Raw genomic sequence first — 17,902 nt, 5'->3', positions numbered from 1 at the left:
CAGGTAACGGAACATGAACGACGATCTGCTGCAGGCGGTTGTAGACACCGCCATCGATGGACTGATCCTGATCGAGGCGGATGGTCGTGTCGCGCTGTATAACGCCGCATGCGAGCGGTTGTTCGGCTACAGCCGCGACGAAGTTCTGGGCCGCAACGTCTCGATGCTGATGCCCGAGCCCGACCGTTCGGCGCATGACAACTATATCGGCCGCTATCGCGCGACCGGCGAGAAACGCATCATCGGCGTCGGCCGCGAGGTGATGGGCCGGCGCAAGGACGGCACGGTCTTCCCCTTCGAACTGGCGGTCGGCGAATACAGCCGCGACGGCCGGGTGATGTTCGTCGGTGTGATCCACGACCTGAGCAAATACCGGCGCAGCGAGCAGCGCCTGCGCAAGATGGTGGAAACCGCCATCGACGGCATGATCCTGATCGACGCACGCGGCACGGTGAAGCTGTTCAATCCGGCCTGCGAGACGCTGTTCGGCTATGGGCCGGACGAGGTGCTGGGCCGCAATGTCTCGATGCTGATGCCCGAGCCCGACCGTTCGGCGCATGACGGCTACCTCCGGCATCATCTGGCGACCGGCGAGAAACGCATCATCGGCATCGGCCGCGAAGTGATGGGCCGGCGCAAGGACGGCACGGTGTTTCCGTTTTCGCTGGCGGTCGGCAGTTTCGAGGAAGACGGCGCGCCGATGTTCCTCGGCGTGATCCACGACCTGACACAGGACCGGCGCAGCCAGAAGCAGCAGCGCGAGAGCGAGGCGCGTTTCCGCCTGCTGGTCGATTCGATCACCGACTATTCGATCTTCCTGATGGATGCCGAGGGTATCGTGCTGACCTGGAATACCGGCGCGCAGAATCTGACCGGCTACACGCCCGAGGAGGCAATCGGCCAACCACGCGATCAGTTCTATGTTGCCGAAGCGCGCCAGGCGGGCCAGCCGTCCGAGGTGCTGCGCATCGCCGCCGAGAAGGGCCGCTATGTCAACGAGGAATGGCGCATCCGCAAGGACGGCACGAAATTCTGGGCCAGCGTGGTGATCAGCGCGCTGCGCGACGGCGATGGCGAGCTGCACGGCTTCGTCAACATCACGCGCGACATGACCGAGCGGCGCCAGGCCGAGGAACTGCGCGACCAGCTGCGCCAGGCGCAGAAGATGGAGGCGCTGGGCCAGCTCACCGGCGGCATCGCGCATGACTTCAACAACCTGCTGGCGGTGATCGTCGGCAATCTCGAACTGCTCGGCGACCGCGTCACCGACGGCGACGGCAGCCGGATGATCGAACAGGCGATGCGCAACGCCGAACGCGGCGCCGAACTGACCCGCCGCCTGCTCGCCTTTGGCCGCCAGCAGCAGCTCAAGCCGGCCCGGTTCGATGTCAACGACCTGGTCAACGGCATGCTCGACATGCTGCGGCGGACGCTGGGCTCGGGCGTGACGATCCAGCCGGCGCTGGAGCTGGATGTCTATATGGTCGAGGCCGATCCGAACCAGCTGGAGAATGCCGTCCTCAACATCGCGCTGAATGCCCGCGATGCGATGAGCGGCAGCGGCATGCTGGTGGTCCGCACGGCGGTAACGCACCTGGCCGAGCCGCGTGCCATGCCCACCCGCATCGCACCGGTTGGCACCTATGTGATGATCGGCCTGCGCGACACCGGCAGCGGCATGCCGCCCGATGTCATCGCCCGCGTCTTCGAGCCCTTCTTCACCACCAAGGAGGTCGGCAAGGGCAGCGGACTGGGCCTGAGCATGGTCTACGGCTTCACCGTGCAGTCGGGCGGTTTCATTGAGGTCGACAGCATCCCCGGCGCCGGCACCGAATTCCGCATCTTCCTGCCCGCACTGGAAGGCGACCGCCTGTCGGCGCGACGGCCCGAATACGACCCCAACCGCCGGCTGGTGCTCTGCGTCGACGACAATCCGGATGTGCGTGCCACCATGACGGCGCTGCTGGGCAGCCTGGGCTTTGCCGTGTTGCCGGCGGCCACGGCGCATGATGCGCTGCAGGAACTGCGGCGCGGCCTGCCGATCGATCTGCTGCTGACCGACATCCAGATGCCGGGCGGGATCAGCGGTATCGAGCTGGCCGATCAGGTGCTGGCGCGCAAACCCGATCTGCCGGTGCTGTTCATGTCAGGCTCTATCGGCGATGACCTGCTGCGCGATACGCGCTATTTCGGCGTCTCGGAGATCCTGGCCAAGCCGGTGCGCAAGGCCGACCTGGCTGAAGCACTCAAACGCATGCTGGGTGACCAGGGTTCGGCCTAGTCGGCGGCATCGCGCAGCTGGGTTTCGCGCGCCTGCGTATGTGCATGGCCATGCGAATGTGGCGGCGCGTCCTTCCAGGTCACGTTGTACAGATCGAAACGGCGATCCTTCAGGTTCTGCACCGTGCCATGCTGGCGCGCAGCCGCCAGGCTGTCGAGCTGCACATCGGCAATCGCCACCATCTCGACATTCGGCGTGGTGTCGGCGGCGATACCGTCGCGCGCAAAGGCGAAGTCGCAAGGCGTCAGCACGCAGCTCTGGGCATACTGGATGTCCATATTCTCGACGCTGGGCAGGTTGCCGACATTGCCGGCCATCACCACGTAGCACTGGTTTTCCACCGCGCGGGCCTGGGCGCAGAAACGTACGCGCTGATAGCTCTGGCGCTCGTCGGTGCAGAAGGGCACGAACAGGATCTGCGCGCCCTGGTCGACCAGATGCCGCGCCAGTTCGGGGAATTCCGCGTCGTAGCAGATCATGATGCCGATCGGGCCGAAATCGGTCTCGATCACATTCGAACTGTTGCCGCCGGTGATGTTCCACCAGTAGCGCTCGTTCGGCGTCGGATGGATCTTGCGCTGCTCGTGCACCGCACCGTTGCGCAGGCAGACATAGCAGATGTTGTAGACATGGCCGTCATTCGGATCGCGCGTCGGATGCGAGCCGCCGATGATGTTGATGTTGTAGCTGACCGCCAGTTCGCTCAGCAGCGTCTTGATCCGGTCGGTATAGCGCGTCAGCGCCGCCACCGCTTCGGCAGCCGGCGCGTTGCGGTTTTCGATGGATAGCAGCTGCAGCGTAAAGAGTTCGGGGAACAGTGCGAAATCCGCCTTGTAGTCGGCCACCACGTCGACGAAATACTCGACCTGCCTGGCGAATTCCTCGAAGGAATGCACGGCGCGCTGCTGATACTGCACGGCGGCGACGCGGGCGGTGCGGGCGCGCGGCAGCGGGGCAGAAACCTCCAACCCACCATCCACGCCATAGGCGGGATTACGCCAGACCATATGGGTGGCGTGGCCGCGCGATTCATGGTCGGTGTCGAGATAGCCGCGCAGCACGCCGATCGGCTCGAAGGCATTGCGCAGCTGGAAATTGATCACCTGATCGCGCAGGCTGCCTGTGCGCACGCGTTCGAGGTATTTCTCGGCCGAGCGCAGCTGCGACCAGCGCCGGCTCAGGCCCGGCATGCGACCGCCGAAGACGATGCCCTTCAGATGCAGCCGCTCACAGAGCTGCTTGCGCGCATTGTACAGCCGCTGACCAAGACGCAGGCCGCGATAGTCGGGATCGACGCAGACCTCCATGCCGTAGAGCCAGTCGCCCTGGCTGTCGTGCCGCGCGGCATAGCCGCGGCCGGTGATGCCTTCCCAGTCGTGCGGCTTGAGCGCCAGCTTCTCGGCTATGCGGAAGGTGGCGCAGTAGCCGACGATGGTGTCTTCAAAGATCGCGACGAACTGCCCCTGTGGGAAATGATGCTGGTGACCGCGCAGCTGCGCCACCGTATAGGCGCCGTCCGAACTGTGTCCGGCATAGACTTTCGAGGTCAGCGCATGGATGCCGGGAATGTCCTGCGGCGTGGCATTGCGCAGCATCAGTTTCGGCCTGGCGCTGCGGACCTGCTCGGTGTCGCTGCCGCCGGAGCGGGCGCGGCGCGGTGTCGGTTGCTGCAGGGCCCGGCTGGCGCCCATGGCGGGGGATTTCTTGCTGGAGGCCATCGGGAAACTCGCTACGAAGGAAGGATTGGAAGGCTCCCGTAACAACGGCGCAGGGCGGCATCGGGTGCCGCACGGAATGCGCGGATCGCGACCGCGTGAGGCGGCGGCAAACCGGAAAGCTGTTGGGAGAGAAAGGGAAAGGGCCGTCCGGACGATGCCGGGGGGATGGCGGGGTGCCGGACGGCCCTGTTCAGGCTGCCTTTCAGCGGCCTGCAATGGACGCAGTTAAGCGAAGGAAAGCGGCGGAAATAGGGCGGGCGGACCGCATATCGGTTTCGCAGAACTGTAACAATCGTAAACGGCTGTATTGTTTGACTATTTTCCAGTGGCTCCGATAGAGTCCGCGGCCATGAACGAACCGCCCGCGCTGCTGCGTTTCGGCCTTGCTCCGGGTGGGCTGTCGGCATTGCGCCGGCATGAACGTCTCGTCGCCAGGCGCGGCCGTGTCCTGAAATCCGCGCTGACCCTGCTTGATACCGTCGACCGCCGTTTTGCCGCCAGCGGCTGGCTCTGCCTCGCCATCAGCGACGCGGAGGGCCAGCGCATCGTCACCCTGCCGACCGCGGGCCTGCCGATCGCGCCGGCACCGGTACTGGAAGAGATCGGCGATCTCGAAACCCTGGCCGAAGGCACGCAGAGCGGCCAGCTGTATAATCTCCGGCAAGGCGGCCACACCATTCTGCTGCAGGCCTACAAGGTGCAGCTCAAAGCCGGTCACAAGCGCACGACGTATGAAGCGCTGACCCTGCAGGCGACGGCCGATGCTGCCGCGGCGCTGGATGCGATGGCCACCGATCTGGTGCGCGATCTGCCGTTGCGCTGGACCGGTGCTGCGCCGCTGGTGCAGGCCGCCGCAGCACTCGACCTGATCGAGCCGCAGCCGCTGCGTGCCGCCAGCCTGGATTTCGAACCACCCGGCGATGCCACGGCCGCCACTGTCTTCGCCGCCATCGGCCGGCATTGCCTGGCGCAGTTCGATGCCAACCTGCTGCCGGTGCTGCGCGACCGCGATATCGAGGGCGTGCACCAGATGCGTGTCGCATTGCGCCGCCTGCGTTCGGCCATCGGCCTGTTCTCGCCGATGCTGGATGATGGCGCACTCGCTCCGCTGCTCGACGATCTGCGCTGGCTCGGTGCGCCGCTCGGACGCAAGCGCGATCTCGATGTCTTCCTGTCTGAAACGCTGGCGCCGCTGCGCCGTCTGCCCGATCCGCCGAAACGCCTGCAGCATCTCGCCACCATCCTGGAAGATCGCCGCGTCTCGGCGCAGGAGGCCCTCGACTCGGCGTTGAACGCGCCGCGGCTGGCCGCGTTACGCCTCGGGCTCAACCGCTTCCTCGTAGCCGTCGAAAGCAACGATCCCGCCGTGCTGGCCGATGCCGTGCTGGCCGCGGCGCCGGCCGCTGGATTCGCCACCGACCTGCTGCGGCGCCGGCGCCGCAAGGTGAAGCTGCTTGGCAGCCGCCATGCCGAACTCGACGTGCCGGCGCTGCACGATCTGCGCATCCGCGCCAAGAAGCTGCGTTACGCGGCCGAGTTCTTCCGGCCGTTGTTCCGGCATCGCAAGGGCCAGAAGAAAAGCCCGCGACGTTTCATCGACGCGCTGGCGCATCTGCAGGATTGCCTCGGCATGCTCAACGATGCCGATGTGGGGCTGCGTCTGGTGCGCGATCTGCTGCCGGTGCCGGACCAGGATCCTGCCGCCGCCGCGATCGCCGCCTGGTTCGCCGGGCGGCAGCAGCTGCAGCTGGCCCAGCTCGGCGAAGCCTGGGAAAGTTTCGCGGCGCTGCAGCCGTTCTGGAAGGACGGGAAGGATTAAGGAATCTCGTCGCTCCCGCGAAGGCGGGAGCCCAGTCCAACCGTTGCTCTGGGTCCCCGCTTTCGCGGGGACGACGATTGGGCTTAATCGATCAATTTCCCATCCGGGCCGTGGAAGGGATGCGGGCCGTCATATGCGCCGATGGCGACCGTATGCGTAACGAGCCTGCCCTCGTTCCACCAGTGCAGCATGTAGCCCGGCGGTTCCATGGTGAAGCGGCTCGGCGCGTCTGCATCGATATCCAGCGCGACCTGATGCGCCGGGCTCGGACAGGTGAGAGCAGTGCGGCTGCCGACATCGGCGCGGATCACGCGATGCAGATGACCGCACAGGATCAGCTGGATCTGCGCATGCCGCGCCACGATGCGCTCGAACTCGGTCGCGCCCTTCAGGCCGATCTTGTCCATATGGCCGATGCCGGTGACGAAAGGCGGATGATGCATCATCACCAGGGTCGGCTGGTCCGGTCGCTGCTGCAGCACTGCGTCCAGCCAGCTTAAACGTTCAGCGCAAAGCTCGCCGCCGCCCTGGCCGGGGACCAGCGTGTCGAGTCCGATCAGACGCAGCGGATATTCGTCGTCAATGGCGAATTGCAGAAAGCTGCCGCGCTCTTTTGGCAGATAGCCGCCGGCGGCAAAGGCGTCGCGCATCGCATCGCGTTCGTCATGGTTGCCCGGGATGGCGATGATACGCTGCTGCAGGGGCGCGAGGATCGATTTCAGATGGTCGTATTCCTCGGGCCGGCCGAGATCGACCAGGTCGCCGGTGAGCAGGATCAGGTCGGGCTGCTGCTTCAGCGTCTGCAGATGCTGCACGCAGCTTTCCAGCATGGCGGCGGTATCGACCTTGCGATAGGCCAGCTTGCCCGGCAGCTTGATATGGGTATCGGTGATCTGGGCGATCAGCATGGGAGCATTCTCCTTCTTCCCGTCATTCCCGTGAAAGCGGGAATCCAGTTTTTGTTTTAAAGCTGGGTCCCCGCTTTCGCGGGGACGACGAAAATAACGAACTCACAGAATCACTATACCGCGCGGATCAATGGCCAGTCCCACCTGTTCGCCATGGGAGAAGTCGCGACGCGCCGTGCTTTCCACCACCAGCGGCTGACGCTCGCCGACTTCGACGAACAGCCGCGTGCGGTCGCCGAGGAAGAAGGCCGAGGCAATCCTGCCGCGCAAGGTGCTGGGTTCGCCGTCTTCGGTAACGCGGATGTCTTCGGGGCGGAACAGGATCTCGCTGGCATCGGCCGGCGCGGCGGGCCAGGGCAGGTCGCCGGCGCGGCAGGTGAACACGCCGTTGCGCACCGCACCGTTCAGGCGGTTCATGGTGCCGATGAAATCGGCCACAAACCGCGACGCGGGTTTCTGATAGATGTCGCGCGGTGCGCCGATCTGGGCGACGCGGCCATGCTCCATCACCACGATACGGTCGCCCAGCGCCATCGCCTCGGCCTGGTCGTGGGTGACATAGATCGCGGTGATCTTCAGGCTGCGCAGCAGCGTGTCGATCTCGAGCCGCAAGGTATCGCGCAGCTTGGCGTCCAGCGCAGTGAGCGGCTCGTCCAGCAGCAGCGCGCGCGGTCGCACGGCGATGGCACGGGCGAGCGCCACGCGCTGGCGCTGGCCGCCTGACAGCTGGTCGATCCTGCGGTTGGCCAGCTTCTCGATCTGCATCATGGCCAGCATCTCGCCGACGCGGGTGCGCACCTGCGCTGCCGGCATTCTGCGGATCTTCAGACCGTAACCGATATTCTCGGCCACGCTCATGTTGGGAAACAGCGCATAGGACTGGAACACCATGCCGACGTTGCGTTGCTCGATCGGGATCTGCGTCACATCCTGGCCGTCGAACAGGACGCTGCCGCCGGCATCCGGTTCTTCCAGCCCGGCGATGATCCGCAAGGTTGTGGTCTTGCCGCAACCGGACGGTCCGAGGAATACCACGGTCTCGCCCGCGTTGATCGCAAGGTCGAGCGGTTCCAGCGCTTTGGTGCCATCAGCGAAAGTCTTGGCGCAGTTTTTCAGCGCAATCGACATCGGGTTGATATCACTCATGGGTGTCATCCTCGGGCACATATTTCTTGAGACGCGGCTGCGCAAAGGCCTGCAGGGCCAGCAGCAGCGGCATGATCATCAGGAAGAAGACCAGCGTATAGGCGCTGCCGACTTCCAGCCGTAAGCTCGCATAGGCATCGGCGAGGCCGACCGGCAGCGTCTTGGTGAAGGGCGTGTGCAGCAGCCAGGTCATGTTGAACTCGCCCATCGACAGCGTCACCACCATCAGCGACCCGGCGAGGATACCGGCGCGGCAGTTCGGCAGCACGATGTCGCGGAAGCGCCGCCACCACCCGGCGCCGAGCGATGACGCGCCTTCTTCCAGGGTATTCAGGTCGATCGCCATCAGCACGGCCAGCACGCTGCGCACCATGAAGGGCAGGGTGAACAGCACATGGCCGACCAGGATGAAGGTCCAGCTGGTGCGGAAACCGGACAGGCTGCCATAGGTGACGATCAGCGCCAGCGCGGTCGCCAGTCCAGGAACAGCCACCGGCATGACGAGCAGTTCCTCGATGGCGCGGGCGAGCGCGTTCTGTCGCCGCGCCAGCACATAGGCCGTGGGAATGCCGATCAGCAGCGTGACGACCAGGCAGGCCAGCGAAATGCCGATGGAGAGGAAGATGGTGTTGCGATAGCCGTTCCAGACTTCCATCACCCAGCGCAGGGTCAGCCCGCTTTCGATGCCAACCAGATAATTCACCGTCAGGCCGGCCATGATCGACAGGATGACCGGCACGATCAGGAAGGCGCAGACGAGCAGGGTGAAGCCGAGCTGCAGGTTGAAGAGCCATTTTGTGCGCATGGTGCTAACCCCCACCCACTAACCGGCAGCCGCAACGGTGCCGCCGGCAGCGGTGCGCGCCAGCGCCAGCACGATCCAGGTCACCGCGCCGAGCACGAAGCTGAGCGCCGCGGCCATGGTGATATTCGCCGCCAGGGTGAATTCGGTATAGATCACCATCGGCAGCACGTTGATCCTCGCGGCCAATGTGAAGGCCGTGCCGAAAGCACCCACGGCAGTCGCGAAGCAGATCGCGCCGGCCGAGATGAAGGCGGGTTTCAGCCCCGGGATGATGACGTCGAGCACGACACGGAATGGCGAGGCGCCGAGTGAGCGCGCGGCCTCTTCCAGTTTCGGATCGAGTTTTTCGGCGGCGGCCATCACGGTGAGGATGGTGCGCGGGATCGAGAAATAGACATAGCCCATGAACAGGCCGGTCAGCGAATAGGCGAAGACGATCTTGTCGCCGATCAGCGCCTCGCTCACCGCGCCGATCAACCCCTGGCGGCCGGCCAGCATGATCACCATGAAGCCGATGACGACGCCGGGAAAGGCGAGCGGGAAGGTCAGCATGGCGACCAGTGCGCCGTTGCCGCGAAACTTGTGGCGTTGCAGGAACACGCCGGAAATACCACTGATAATCAAAGTCACAATCGTGGTCAGCACGGCGACGCCCAGCGTGGCGAGCAGGCTGTTGAAGTAATTCGCATTGGTGAGGATGGCGGCATAGGCCGCCCAGCCGTCTTTGCCGGCGCCGCCGATCAGGAACAGTTCGGCCATCGGAATCAGGAAAAAGGCCGAGAAGAGGATTCCAGCCGGCAGCAGAAGCAGAATCAGTCTTTGTGTTTCCCGACGCATCATCTCCACTCGTATTATCCAGTTACGTCGTCACCCCCGCGGAAGCGGGGGTCCAGACCGGCGGCTGGTCTGGATTCCCGCTTTCGCGGGAATGACGAATAACTGTTTGATCTCCGCCTTAACGTATACTCAGTTCACTTCCTTGTTGTAGCGGTCGACGATCGGCTGCATGGCGCCGGCCAGCTTCTTCAGGTCGATCGGCTTGGCGCGGGCATAGTCGGCGTCGGGCAGGAACTTCGCCTTGGCATCGGCCGAGAGACGCTCGGCAAAGACCGGACGCAGATAGGCATTGCCCCACATCGCCTGGCTTTCATCCGACAGCACGAAATCCAGCACCTTCTTGCCGTTCTCCGGATTCGGGCCCTTCGCGGTCAGACCCATCACATAGGGGAAGACCACGCTGCCTTCCTTCGGGATCACGAACTCGACCGGCGCCTTGTCGGTATACTTGCCGCGATAGGCGTTGAAATCGTAGTCGAGCAGGATCGGGATTTCGCCCGAGATCACGCGGGCGTAAGAGGTCTGCTTCGGCACGATCGGCTGGTTCTTCTGCAGATCCTTGAAATACTTGATCGCCGGATCGAGATTCTCGTAGGTGCCGCCGAGCGCGAGATTGACTGCCATCACGCCGAGCTGGCCGACCGAGGCCGAAGTGGGATCGAGATAGCCGACCAGGCCCTTGTATTCGGGCTTCTGCAGATCGGCCCAGCTCTGCGGCACCGGCTTGCCGCCCAGCGCCTGCTTGTTGACGAACAGGCCGAGCGTGCCGGAGTGGATGGTGAACCAGTAGCCTTCCGGATCCTTCAGGTCGGCTGGGATCTTGTCCCAGTTCTTCGGCTTGTAGGGGCTCAGGATGCCGGCGCTCTTGGCCTGGTCGGAGGCGATGCCGCCGAGATAGGTGACGTCGGCGACCGGATTGGCTTTCTCGGCGATCAGCGCGGCGATGGCCTGGCCGGAATTCTTGTTGTCCGGCGGCACGGTGATGCCGAGCTTGCTCTGGATCGCCTTGAGCTGCGAGCCCCAGTCGGCCCATTGCGGCGGGCAGTTGTAGCAGATGGCGCGCTGCTGCGCGTTGGCGTCGGCCACGCCGCCAAGGGCAGCGATGCCCAGTGCGGTCGCGAGAAGAATACGTTTAAACATGTTCAGCCTCTCCCGTTGTTGAGTGCAGGTTCACTGGCGTCGTCGGACCAGACGACGAGACGGACGCCGGCATCTTTCAGTTGCGCGGCGATGGCGGGTGGCACCGGCTTGTCGGTGAAGACAGCCGTGGCCTCGGTGATATGGCCGCCGCGCACCGTGGCGTCGCGGCCGAATTTGGAATGATCGAGCACCAGGAAGCGCTGGCGGCAGTGCTGCGCCATGTTGCGGCGCATCGTCACTTCGTCGGGCCCGAAATCGAGCAGCGTGCCGTCGGCTGCCACGGCGCCGACGCCGTAGATGCCGATATCGACGGCGAAGCGGCTGAAGAAATCATGCGCCTCGGCGGCGACCACATCCCTGTCGAGATTGCGCACGCGACCGCCGGCGATGGTGATCTCGCAGGACGGATTGCGGCTGAGCGCCGTGGCCACGTTGAGGTTGTTGGTCATCACGCGCAGGCCGGGATGATCAGTCAGCGCCAGCGCGCATTGCTCGGGCGTGGTGCCGATGCCGAAGAACAGCGTAGCGCTGTCGGGCACATTGCGCGCCACCAGTTCGGCGATGCGGCGCTTGGCCTGGAAGTTCAGCACCTGGCGGGCGGGATAGGCGAGGTTCTCGCCCTCGGGCGGCAGTTCGACGCCGCCATGGCGACGGCGCAGCAGGCCGCGGTCGCACAGGCCGATCACGTCGCGCCGGGTGGTGTAAGGCTTCACGCCGCACAGCGACGCCAGCGCCTCGATGGTCTGGTAACCGTCCCGCTGGACCGCCTCCAGAATGAGGCGGGCGCGGTTATCGGCCGGCATTCCGGCGCCCATGGTCGTTCCCTGTCCCGTGCAGCTGGTCATGTTCAAATGAACATTGCCAGACGCTTATTTCGTTGAAATGACCATCACATGAACATTCTGTGACGTCAAATGAACATTATCCACGGGCGGGCAGAGTCAGGGAAATCAATGGCTTAGAGCTTTGGGCGCGCTGGCCGCAGCGCCAGGCCGAGGCAGATCGCCCAGCCGAGCACGGTCCAGCCGGTCAGGAGATTGGCCAGCAGGATCCTGTCCCGCCAGCGATGCTGGCGCCGCCAGGCCAGCAGGCTGGGCAGGAAATAGACCGTCCCGGCCAGCAGGCCGATGATGACAGTGGGGAATCCGGCACCCATGCGGGCCAAGCTATTGGATGGCGAAGCGAATTGGCTATAGTCCGGGCGTTCAATACTCGCGTTTTTGGCAGGGGAATCGCGTCATGTCGCTGCGCAACCAGCTCGTCACCGTTTTCGGCGGCTCCGGCTTTATCGGCCGCTATGTCGTGCAGAAGCTGGCCCGCGAGGGTGCCCGTGTCCGCGTCGCCATCCGCCGTCCCGACGAGGGCCTGTTCCTCAAGCCAATGGGCTCGGTCGGCCAGATCGACATCGTGCAGGCCAATATCCGCATGCCGAGGTCGGTGCAGCAGGCGGTGCAGGGGTCTGATGTGGTGATCAACTGCGTCGGTATCCTGTATGAGCGCGGCGCGCAGAAATTCTCCGCCGTGCAGGCGCGCGGCGCCGAGGTGATTGCGCTCTGCGCCAAGGAAGCCGGCGTGCGGAAGATGGTGCATGTCTCGGCGATCGGCGCGAATGCCAGGAGCAGCTCGAACTATGCCAGGACCAAGGCCGCCGGCGAAGCGGGCGTACATCGCCACATGCCGCAGGCGACCATCATCCGTCCCAGCGTGGTGTTCGGCCAGGAAGACGATTTCTTCAACCGCTTTGCCTCCATGGCGGCGCTCGCGCCGGTACTGCCGCTGGTCGATGGCGGCCATACGAAGCTGCAGCCCGTTTACGTGGTCGATGTCGCCAGCGCGATCCTGCGCGCCGTGCAGGACGATGCCGCCGCCGGCCAGACCTATCAGCTGGGCGGGCCGAAGGTCTACAGCATGAAGGAAATCCTGCAGCTCACGCTCGCCGCGATCCACAAGAAGCGGCTGCTGCTGCCGGTGCCGGGCTTCGCGCTCAAGCCGCTGGCCTTTGCGCTGGAGATGCAGCCGCTGTTCGCGCCGCCGATCACGCGCGACCAGATCGAACTGCTGAAATCCGACAATGTCGTTTCGGAAGGCGCGAAAGGCCTGAAGGATCTTGGCGTCGACCAGCCGACCCCGGTGGAAGGCAATATCGACAGCTATCTCTACCGCTACCGTCGCGGCGGCGGCAAATTCGAGCCGCGCTTCTCGTAAGCCTCAGTTCAGTTTCAGCGCCTCGCGCCAGCGCCGGCCGCCGCCGATCTCGCGGCCATCATCCAGCGTCACCGTGAAGTCGCCGCTGTCGTTGCCGGCAATGCCGCGCACGCGCTGGCGGTTGACCAGCCGTGAGCGATGGATGCGCACGAAGCCCAGCGTGGACAATTGCTCTTCCAGCGACGACAGCGTCTGGCGCTGCAGATGGCTGGCATTTGCCAGATGCAGTTCGACATAATTGCCGGCGGCTTCGGCCCAGAGGATCTCGGCCGGATCGAGGAAGAGGCGTCTGGTGCCGTCGCGGATTTCCAGCCGGGAGGCGCCTGTCGAAGCCGGGCGATGTATCACCACCTGCTGAACAATGACCTGCGCCCGTCGCCGCGCCATCGCCACCAGCCAGATCAGCGCCACCATGCCGAGATAGATCACGGCGTCCTTGCGGACTTCGTAGAGCAGCTGCAGGCCGAGCTGGCCGGGCCTGCCGAAGCCATAGGCCTGGCCGAACAGCGGAAAGATCAGCCAGCGCAGCGCGGCCATGCCGGCAATATGCGCAGCACTGCCCAGCGCGAAGCCGCCGAGATGGCCCGCGACCGTGCGCGGCCAGCCGATGCGGTTCGGGTCGAGCCGGGCGGTCAGCCACAGCAGCGCCGGGGTCAGGATGAACAGCATGAAGATGCTGGTGCCCTCGGTGACGGCATAGCACCAGGCCGGCAGGGCGATGCCGTTGCGGGTGTCTTCGATCCAGAAGGAGGTCGCGCCGAGCGCCGCGGCGATCAGCAGCGACGCCGCATAACCGAGCCAGAGCCGGCGCGAAAAACCGATGTAATCCGTGACGTTACTTCTCTTTGGGCCGTTCATCCCAGCAGACCCGCCGCCCGTCCCAGCCGGCTTTGCAGCGGCGTCCGTCGCTGGCAATGACGGCGTGTCGCCTTGCTGAACAGAGGATTCCATGTCGGACATCACTGAGCGTCGCTACGATCTCGACTGGCTGCGCATCGGCGCCTTCGGGCTGCTGATTTTCTACCATATCGGCATGTTCTATGTCTCCTGGCCCTGGCATGTGAAGAGCAGCCAGACCGGCCCGGACGTGTGGCAGGTCGTCCAGCCTGTAATGCTGCTGAGCAATCCCTGGCGACTGGGCCTGCTGTTCTTGATCGCCGGCTGCGCGACGCGTTTCATGTCGGACAAGTTACCGCGCGGTGCGATGGCGACAGCCAGAAGCTGGCGCCTGCTGCCGCCGCTCCTGTTCGGTATGCTGGTCATCGTGCCGCCGCAGACCTATTACGAGGTCGTGGAACATATGAATTTCGACGAAGGCTGGCTCGCCTTCTACGTGAAATACATCGGCTTCCACGATGGCTGGCGCAGCAACGGCGCGCCGCTGATCGTGCCGACCTGGAATCATCTGTGGTTCGTGGTCTATCTCTGGGTCTATACGATGCTGGTGCTCGCGCTGCGCCCGCTGCTCCATCGCCTGCCGATGCAGCGCATGGCTGCACTGATGCGTCGACCGATGGCGTTGCTTCTCTTGCCGCCGCTCTTCGTCGGGCTGCTACGTCTGACACTGAAGCCGGTTTTCGGTGAGACCCATGCGCTGCTCGACGACTGGTATCTGCATGCGCTGTATCTGTCGATGTTCCTGTTCGGCTATGGCATTGCCAGGCAGGAGGGCATCTGGCGCAGCATCGAAAACCTGCGCTGGATCGCCCTGACGCTGGCCGTCGCAATCTATGCCTCGATGATCGTGGCGGTGGTGACGAATACCGGAGGGCCCGCACGCCCCTTCATCTGGGCGCTGGATCAGTGGGCCTGGATCCTGATGCTGCTGGGCTTCGCGCGGCGGCTGATGAATTTCGACAGTCCCGCGCGACGCTATCTGACGGATGCCGTCTTCCCCTTCTACATCATCCACCAGACCGCCATCGTGGTGCTGGGCCATCACCTCACCAAACTCGCCCTGCCGGTCGGTGCGGAAGCAGTGCTTCTTGTGCTGGGCACGGCGATGGCATGCTTCGTGGGCTATGAGATTGTGCGGCGGGTGAGTGTGCTGCGGCCGGTATTCGGGTTGAAGGAGGTAAGCGCGCAGAGAGGAGTATTCAGGTTTCGAGTGAATTAATGGGCATCGGACGTATGCCGCCATCCCACTCCTTATGGCCCTGAAAGGAGAGAAAATGTTTGCTGTCCTCCGCCGCCCATCGGCGTGCGTCATGGCCGACCCATAGCCAGGAGCTTTTGTCGACATAAGCTGCGACCAGTTCTCCAGAGGGATGCTTCACTCTCACAAGATTCTTGTCGTTGGTGACCTTCCGAAGTAAGCGAAAGAACTGATTCGCAAAGCGAAAGTGGCCCTGATTTCCGGGCACGCAATGAGCCGTCATAAGACAGTTTGCCATGCAGGTCATTCCACTTCGGGTGGATGTAAAGCGGTGGGCTGGATGCTGAAACCATACAAATGGTTTTTGTGGGGACATAAGATACCAGTACGGTGGATACTCCTCATGGCCGGTGTTTGTATGTTCCCAGACCGGCTGCCACTGTGCATCAAGAGTCATTACAATGTCGGCTTCCCATCGATGCGCCGCTTGCCACACTCGGTACAGTGAGTGATGGGCCAGTATGCGTGGCGGCCGTTGACGTAGAAGGCCGTCGATCGGCCGGTAAAGATAATTACGTTGTTTGTCTGTCGGCGCCATATAGTAGCGCGCGCCCGGAAAAACTGCGGAGAGAATCTCTGAAAAAGCCCGGAAGTCCTCGGCCGACATCGCGGTATTCCTGGAGCGGTGATGCGTCCGTTTCCGATGTATGGCGAAAGTCGTGCTCATGGGCTTGCAGGATTTGAATTATCGACTTGCTGCTCTGACTCGGCGTCATCTTTTGCAAGATGCTTCCCAAATGCGTCTTCACAGACCTGCCTGGCGCGTTGCCGATATTCGTCGATATCTTCATCGGGACGCTTTTTGCCAGTAATGGCTGCAACCCACCGCCCCATATTCTCCACCAGTTTGGCGAAACTTCTGACTTCACGGCCAATATAACGGCCGGGTGCTGATTCCGTAGCGCTATTGATGCCGACGAGTTCCTCTCCTCGCTTATAAAGAATATCAGGAAAGCTATGACCGCCACCGCCTTTATTGATTATACCGTCTTTCATTGCGGCTTCGGCGAGTTCATTTTCACCTTTCCCATCAAGTGAGGCTCCAGCAACATGCTTGAAGCCGTGTAGACGGATATTTTCGCCAATCACTTCATTGCATGCCTGTACTATGACATTACTCGACAATCGGGTGTTGTCTGTTTCGTTGCGCTCAACTGTTGTGCCGAAAATATCCTGAATGCCAGCTTGTATGGCCTTGGTGCCCCAGGCTAATAGGTCGCCCGAATAATTCCCCTTTTCCTCCGGCGCGCTCGGCTTCAGCGCGGCGTTCTGCTGGCTGCGTCAATGGCCGGATCGAGCAAGGCGGACGGCAGGTTGATCGGCGTACCGTCATTGAGATAACGCTGGGCCTGCACCGGCAAAGTCAGCAGGTTGATCTTGTCGTCGACCCATTTTTCCAGCCGATGGCCGACTTTATCTATCTCCGGTGTCACGCCGGGCGGCAGTTGTTTTGATGCACCGACAGCACCACCGGCTGCCGCAGCAGCGTTGGCCGCTGCCTGTGCCTGCATCATCTGCATGAGCTCGGCCGCTTGTGCGACCTGCGCGCCAGGCGTGAAGCGGAGCGAGCCATCGTCATCGATGTCGCTTTTCACCTCTGAGAGCGGCTGTATCGTAGCGAGCCGGTCGGAATCCGTCGCAACGGTCCGCGCGTCAGCTGGCACCCTGCCGTCATCTGCACGCGGCAGTTCCAGCCGTGGCAGCTCCACATCTTCACTATCCTCGGCGCGATAGCGCGCCAGGCGGTCGTGGTGATCGTCGACCTCCGCTGTTGTCGGCGCGTGAGAGCCTGCAAAGCGTTCGCCGAGAGCCTGCAGCGCATGGATCGTTTCGCCGTCGGGCAGCATCAGGCCGTCGACCGTCAGTCCCTTGCGCCGCTGATAGCGTTTCAGGCCACGGGTCAGTTCGCTGCCGGGCCAGCCGGTCGGACCGCCGAGACTTCCGAGATCGAGATCGCCGGACTCGCCGAGCAGAATCTGCGCGCGGATGACATCGTCGCGGGCATTGGCGGCTTCCGGTCCAATGGCGCCGGTGAGGTTGAAAATGTCGCCGATGGCAGGGAAGAAAGAGGGGCGGATCGAGTTCTGGTCGGGATCAATCGGAAGCAGGCTCATTTGGCTATCCTGAATATCGAGACGGCATACCATCTTTATGTACCTGAAATGTTCTAAATATGCAACCTAATTATGCTAGTATTCATATCTCTGCAACCACAGGCAATGAAAAAGCGCCCGGCTTATGACCGGGCGCTTCGTCGTTCAAAGGCTTGGAAAGCCTGCTTAATCCAGCGGGATCGTCACGCTGATCGAAGGGCCGCGCGGCACGTATCGTGGTGGCGGCGCTGGATAGTAGTAGACCGGGGCCGGCGCGATGTAATAGCCCGGCGGATAGGCATAGTAGCCGGGAGGGCCGTGCCAGCGTCGCTCGATCCGGTAGTCATAGAACACCTGCTTGCCGCCACCATGGTAGTGATGGCCATGCCTGGGGCCGCCGTGATGATGCCTGTCGCCGGCCTCGGCCGAGGAGGTGAAGGCGGGCACCGAGATCAACATGGCGCTCGCGATCGCCAGACCATGAAGAAGGCGCATGAGGAAACCTCGCATGTGGCTGACCGGCTGTTCCGGCCTGCTCTCATCAAGACGCTCAATTCAGGCGGAAGGCGGGCAAAGCGGCGGCGTTTTGCGGCACAGGCTGGCTGTGGAAAACTGCCGCAGCCATTTCAATGGCTTAATACCCATATCGTCTCATTTCGGTCCTAATATGGTGGGTGTGTGACGCTCTGACCCTGTGGTCAAGCCTTGTCATGGCCGCGCAAGAATCGAAAAGGTCAACAAACATGACCTATCGGATATTATTTGCTTGATCGGGCGGGCATTCAGCAATAAAAG

General features: G+C 63.3%; 17 protein-coding genes. 4 read left to right on the top strand and 13 right to left on the bottom strand.

What is annotated here, in order from left to right; all coding sequences use genetic code 11:
* The first annotated feature begins 13 nt into the window (after nucleotides 1-13).
* Nucleotides 14-2,281, top strand: a complete 2,268-nt coding sequence (locus CTR53_RS12565) for a PAS domain S-box protein (RefSeq protein WP_290813727.1) — start codon at nucleotides 14-16, stop codon at nucleotides 2,279-2,281.
* On the opposite strand, the gene CTR53_RS12560 is transcribed toward CTR53_RS12565, so the two are convergent.
* Nucleotides 2,278-3,999 (bottom strand): carbon-nitrogen hydrolase family protein, encoded by a 1,722-nt coding sequence (locus CTR53_RS12560; RefSeq protein ID WP_290813724.1) that lies wholly within the window; start codon nucleotides 3,997-3,999, stop codon nucleotides 2,278-2,280. The two genes, CTR53_RS12565 and CTR53_RS12560, sit on opposite strands and share 4 nt — an antisense overlap.
* Nucleotides 4,000-4,348: 349 nt before the next feature.
* Here CTR53_RS12560 and CTR53_RS12555 point away from each other — a divergent pair, with 349 nt between their 5' ends.
* Entirely contained in the window at nucleotides 4,349-5,818 is a 1,470-nt protein-coding gene (locus CTR53_RS12555; RefSeq protein ID WP_290813721.1) for a CHAD domain-containing protein, read from the top strand.
* Nucleotides 5,819-5,901: 83 nt separating this feature from the next.
* Here the strand turns inward: CTR53_RS12555 and CTR53_RS12550 are convergent, their stop codons facing one another.
* The 7 genes from CTR53_RS12550 to CTR53_RS12520 form a co-directional block, all read right to left on the bottom strand.
* Entirely contained in the window at nucleotides 5,902-6,726 is an 825-nt protein-coding gene (locus CTR53_RS12550; protein ID WP_290813718.1) for a phosphodiesterase, read from the bottom strand.
* A 102-nt stretch (nucleotides 6,727-6,828) separates the two neighbouring features.
* On the bottom strand, nucleotides 6,829-7,872 hold the full coding sequence (locus tag CTR53_RS12545; RefSeq protein ID WP_290813715.1) for an ABC transporter ATP-binding protein: 1,044 nt from the start codon (nucleotides 7,870-7,872) through the stop codon (nucleotides 6,829-6,831).
* Nucleotides 7,865-8,677: an ABC transporter permease gene (locus tag CTR53_RS12540; RefSeq protein WP_290813712.1), complete on the bottom strand. Its 813-nt coding sequence runs from the start codon at nucleotides 8,675-8,677 to the stop codon at nucleotides 7,865-7,867. Before CTR53_RS12540 ends, CTR53_RS12545 begins: the two co-directional genes overlap by 8 nt.
* Nucleotides 8,678-8,695: 18 nt before the next feature.
* Entirely contained in the window at nucleotides 8,696-9,517 is an 822-nt protein-coding gene (locus CTR53_RS12535; protein ID WP_367158972.1) for an ABC transporter permease, read from the bottom strand.
* 126 nt (nucleotides 9,518-9,643) lie between these two features.
* On the bottom strand, nucleotides 9,644-10,654 hold the full coding sequence (locus CTR53_RS12530) for an extracellular solute-binding protein (RefSeq protein ID WP_290813709.1): 1,011 nt from the start codon (nucleotides 10,652-10,654) through the stop codon (nucleotides 9,644-9,646).
* Between the two features lie 2 nt (nucleotides 10,655-10,656).
* On the bottom strand, nucleotides 10,657-11,469 hold the full coding sequence (locus CTR53_RS12525) for a DeoR/GlpR family DNA-binding transcription regulator (protein WP_290813706.1): 813 nt from the start codon (nucleotides 11,467-11,469) through the stop codon (nucleotides 10,657-10,659).
* 143 nt (nucleotides 11,470-11,612) lie between these two features.
* The gene (locus CTR53_RS12520) at nucleotides 11,613-11,810 is read right to left on the bottom strand and encodes a superinfection immunity protein (RefSeq protein WP_290813703.1); all 198 of its coding nucleotides are present in this window, start codon (nucleotides 11,808-11,810) and stop codon (nucleotides 11,613-11,615) included.
* Between the two features lie 83 nt (nucleotides 11,811-11,893).
* On the opposite strand from CTR53_RS12520, the gene CTR53_RS12515 reads away from it, so the two are divergent.
* Nucleotides 11,894-12,859, top strand: coding sequence for a complex I NDUFA9 subunit family protein (locus CTR53_RS12515; RefSeq protein ID WP_290813700.1), 966 nt, complete (start codon nucleotides 11,894-11,896; stop codon nucleotides 12,857-12,859).
* A gap of 3 nt (nucleotides 12,860-12,862) precedes the next feature.
* Here CTR53_RS12515 and CTR53_RS12510 read toward each other — a convergent pair whose 3' ends face one another.
* On the bottom strand, nucleotides 12,863-13,717 hold the full coding sequence (locus tag CTR53_RS12510) for a LytTR family DNA-binding domain-containing protein (RefSeq protein WP_290813697.1): 855 nt from the start codon (nucleotides 13,715-13,717) through the stop codon (nucleotides 12,863-12,865).
* Between the two features lie 91 nt (nucleotides 13,718-13,808).
* Between CTR53_RS12510 and CTR53_RS12505 the strand changes: the two genes are divergently transcribed.
* Nucleotides 13,809-14,975 carry an acyltransferase family protein gene (locus CTR53_RS12505; protein ID WP_290813694.1) on the top strand — a complete coding sequence of 389 codons (1,167 nt, stop codon included), beginning with the start codon at nucleotides 13,809-13,811 and terminating at the stop codon, nucleotides 14,973-14,975.
* On the opposite strand, the gene CTR53_RS12500 is transcribed toward CTR53_RS12505, so the two are convergent.
* The 4 genes from CTR53_RS12500 to CTR53_RS12485 form a co-directional block, all read right to left on the bottom strand.
* The gene (locus CTR53_RS12500; protein ID WP_290813691.1) at nucleotides 14,956-15,621 is read right to left on the bottom strand and encodes a hypothetical protein; all 666 of its coding nucleotides are present in this window, start codon (nucleotides 15,619-15,621) and stop codon (nucleotides 14,956-14,958) included. The two genes, CTR53_RS12505 and CTR53_RS12500, sit on opposite strands and share 20 nt — an antisense overlap.
* Before the next feature lie 56 nt (nucleotides 15,622-15,677).
* Nucleotides 15,678-16,103 carry a hypothetical protein gene (locus CTR53_RS12495; RefSeq protein WP_290813689.1) on the bottom strand — a complete coding sequence of 142 codons (426 nt, stop codon included), beginning with the start codon at nucleotides 16,101-16,103 and terminating at the stop codon, nucleotides 15,678-15,680.
* Nucleotides 16,104-16,270: 167 nt separating this feature from the next.
* Nucleotides 16,271-17,128: a peptidoglycan-binding domain-containing protein gene (locus CTR53_RS12490; RefSeq protein ID WP_290813686.1), complete on the bottom strand. Its 858-nt coding sequence runs from the start codon at nucleotides 17,126-17,128 to the stop codon at nucleotides 16,271-16,273.
* Nucleotides 17,129-17,293: 165 nt separating this feature from the next.
* Nucleotides 17,294-17,602, bottom strand: a complete 309-nt coding sequence (locus tag CTR53_RS12485; RefSeq protein ID WP_290813681.1) for a hypothetical protein — start codon at nucleotides 17,600-17,602, stop codon at nucleotides 17,294-17,296.
* Nucleotides 17,603-17,902 lie beyond the last annotated feature (300 nt).

It is taken from the genome of Ferrovibrio sp. (genome assembly GCF_002796975.1).
Taxonomy (GTDB): domain Bacteria; phylum Pseudomonadota; class Alphaproteobacteria; order Ferrovibrionales; family Ferrovibrionaceae; genus Ferrovibrio.
The sequence above is the reverse complement of the archived record's forward strand: the minus strand, read 5'-3'. Positions and strand labels throughout refer to the sequence as shown.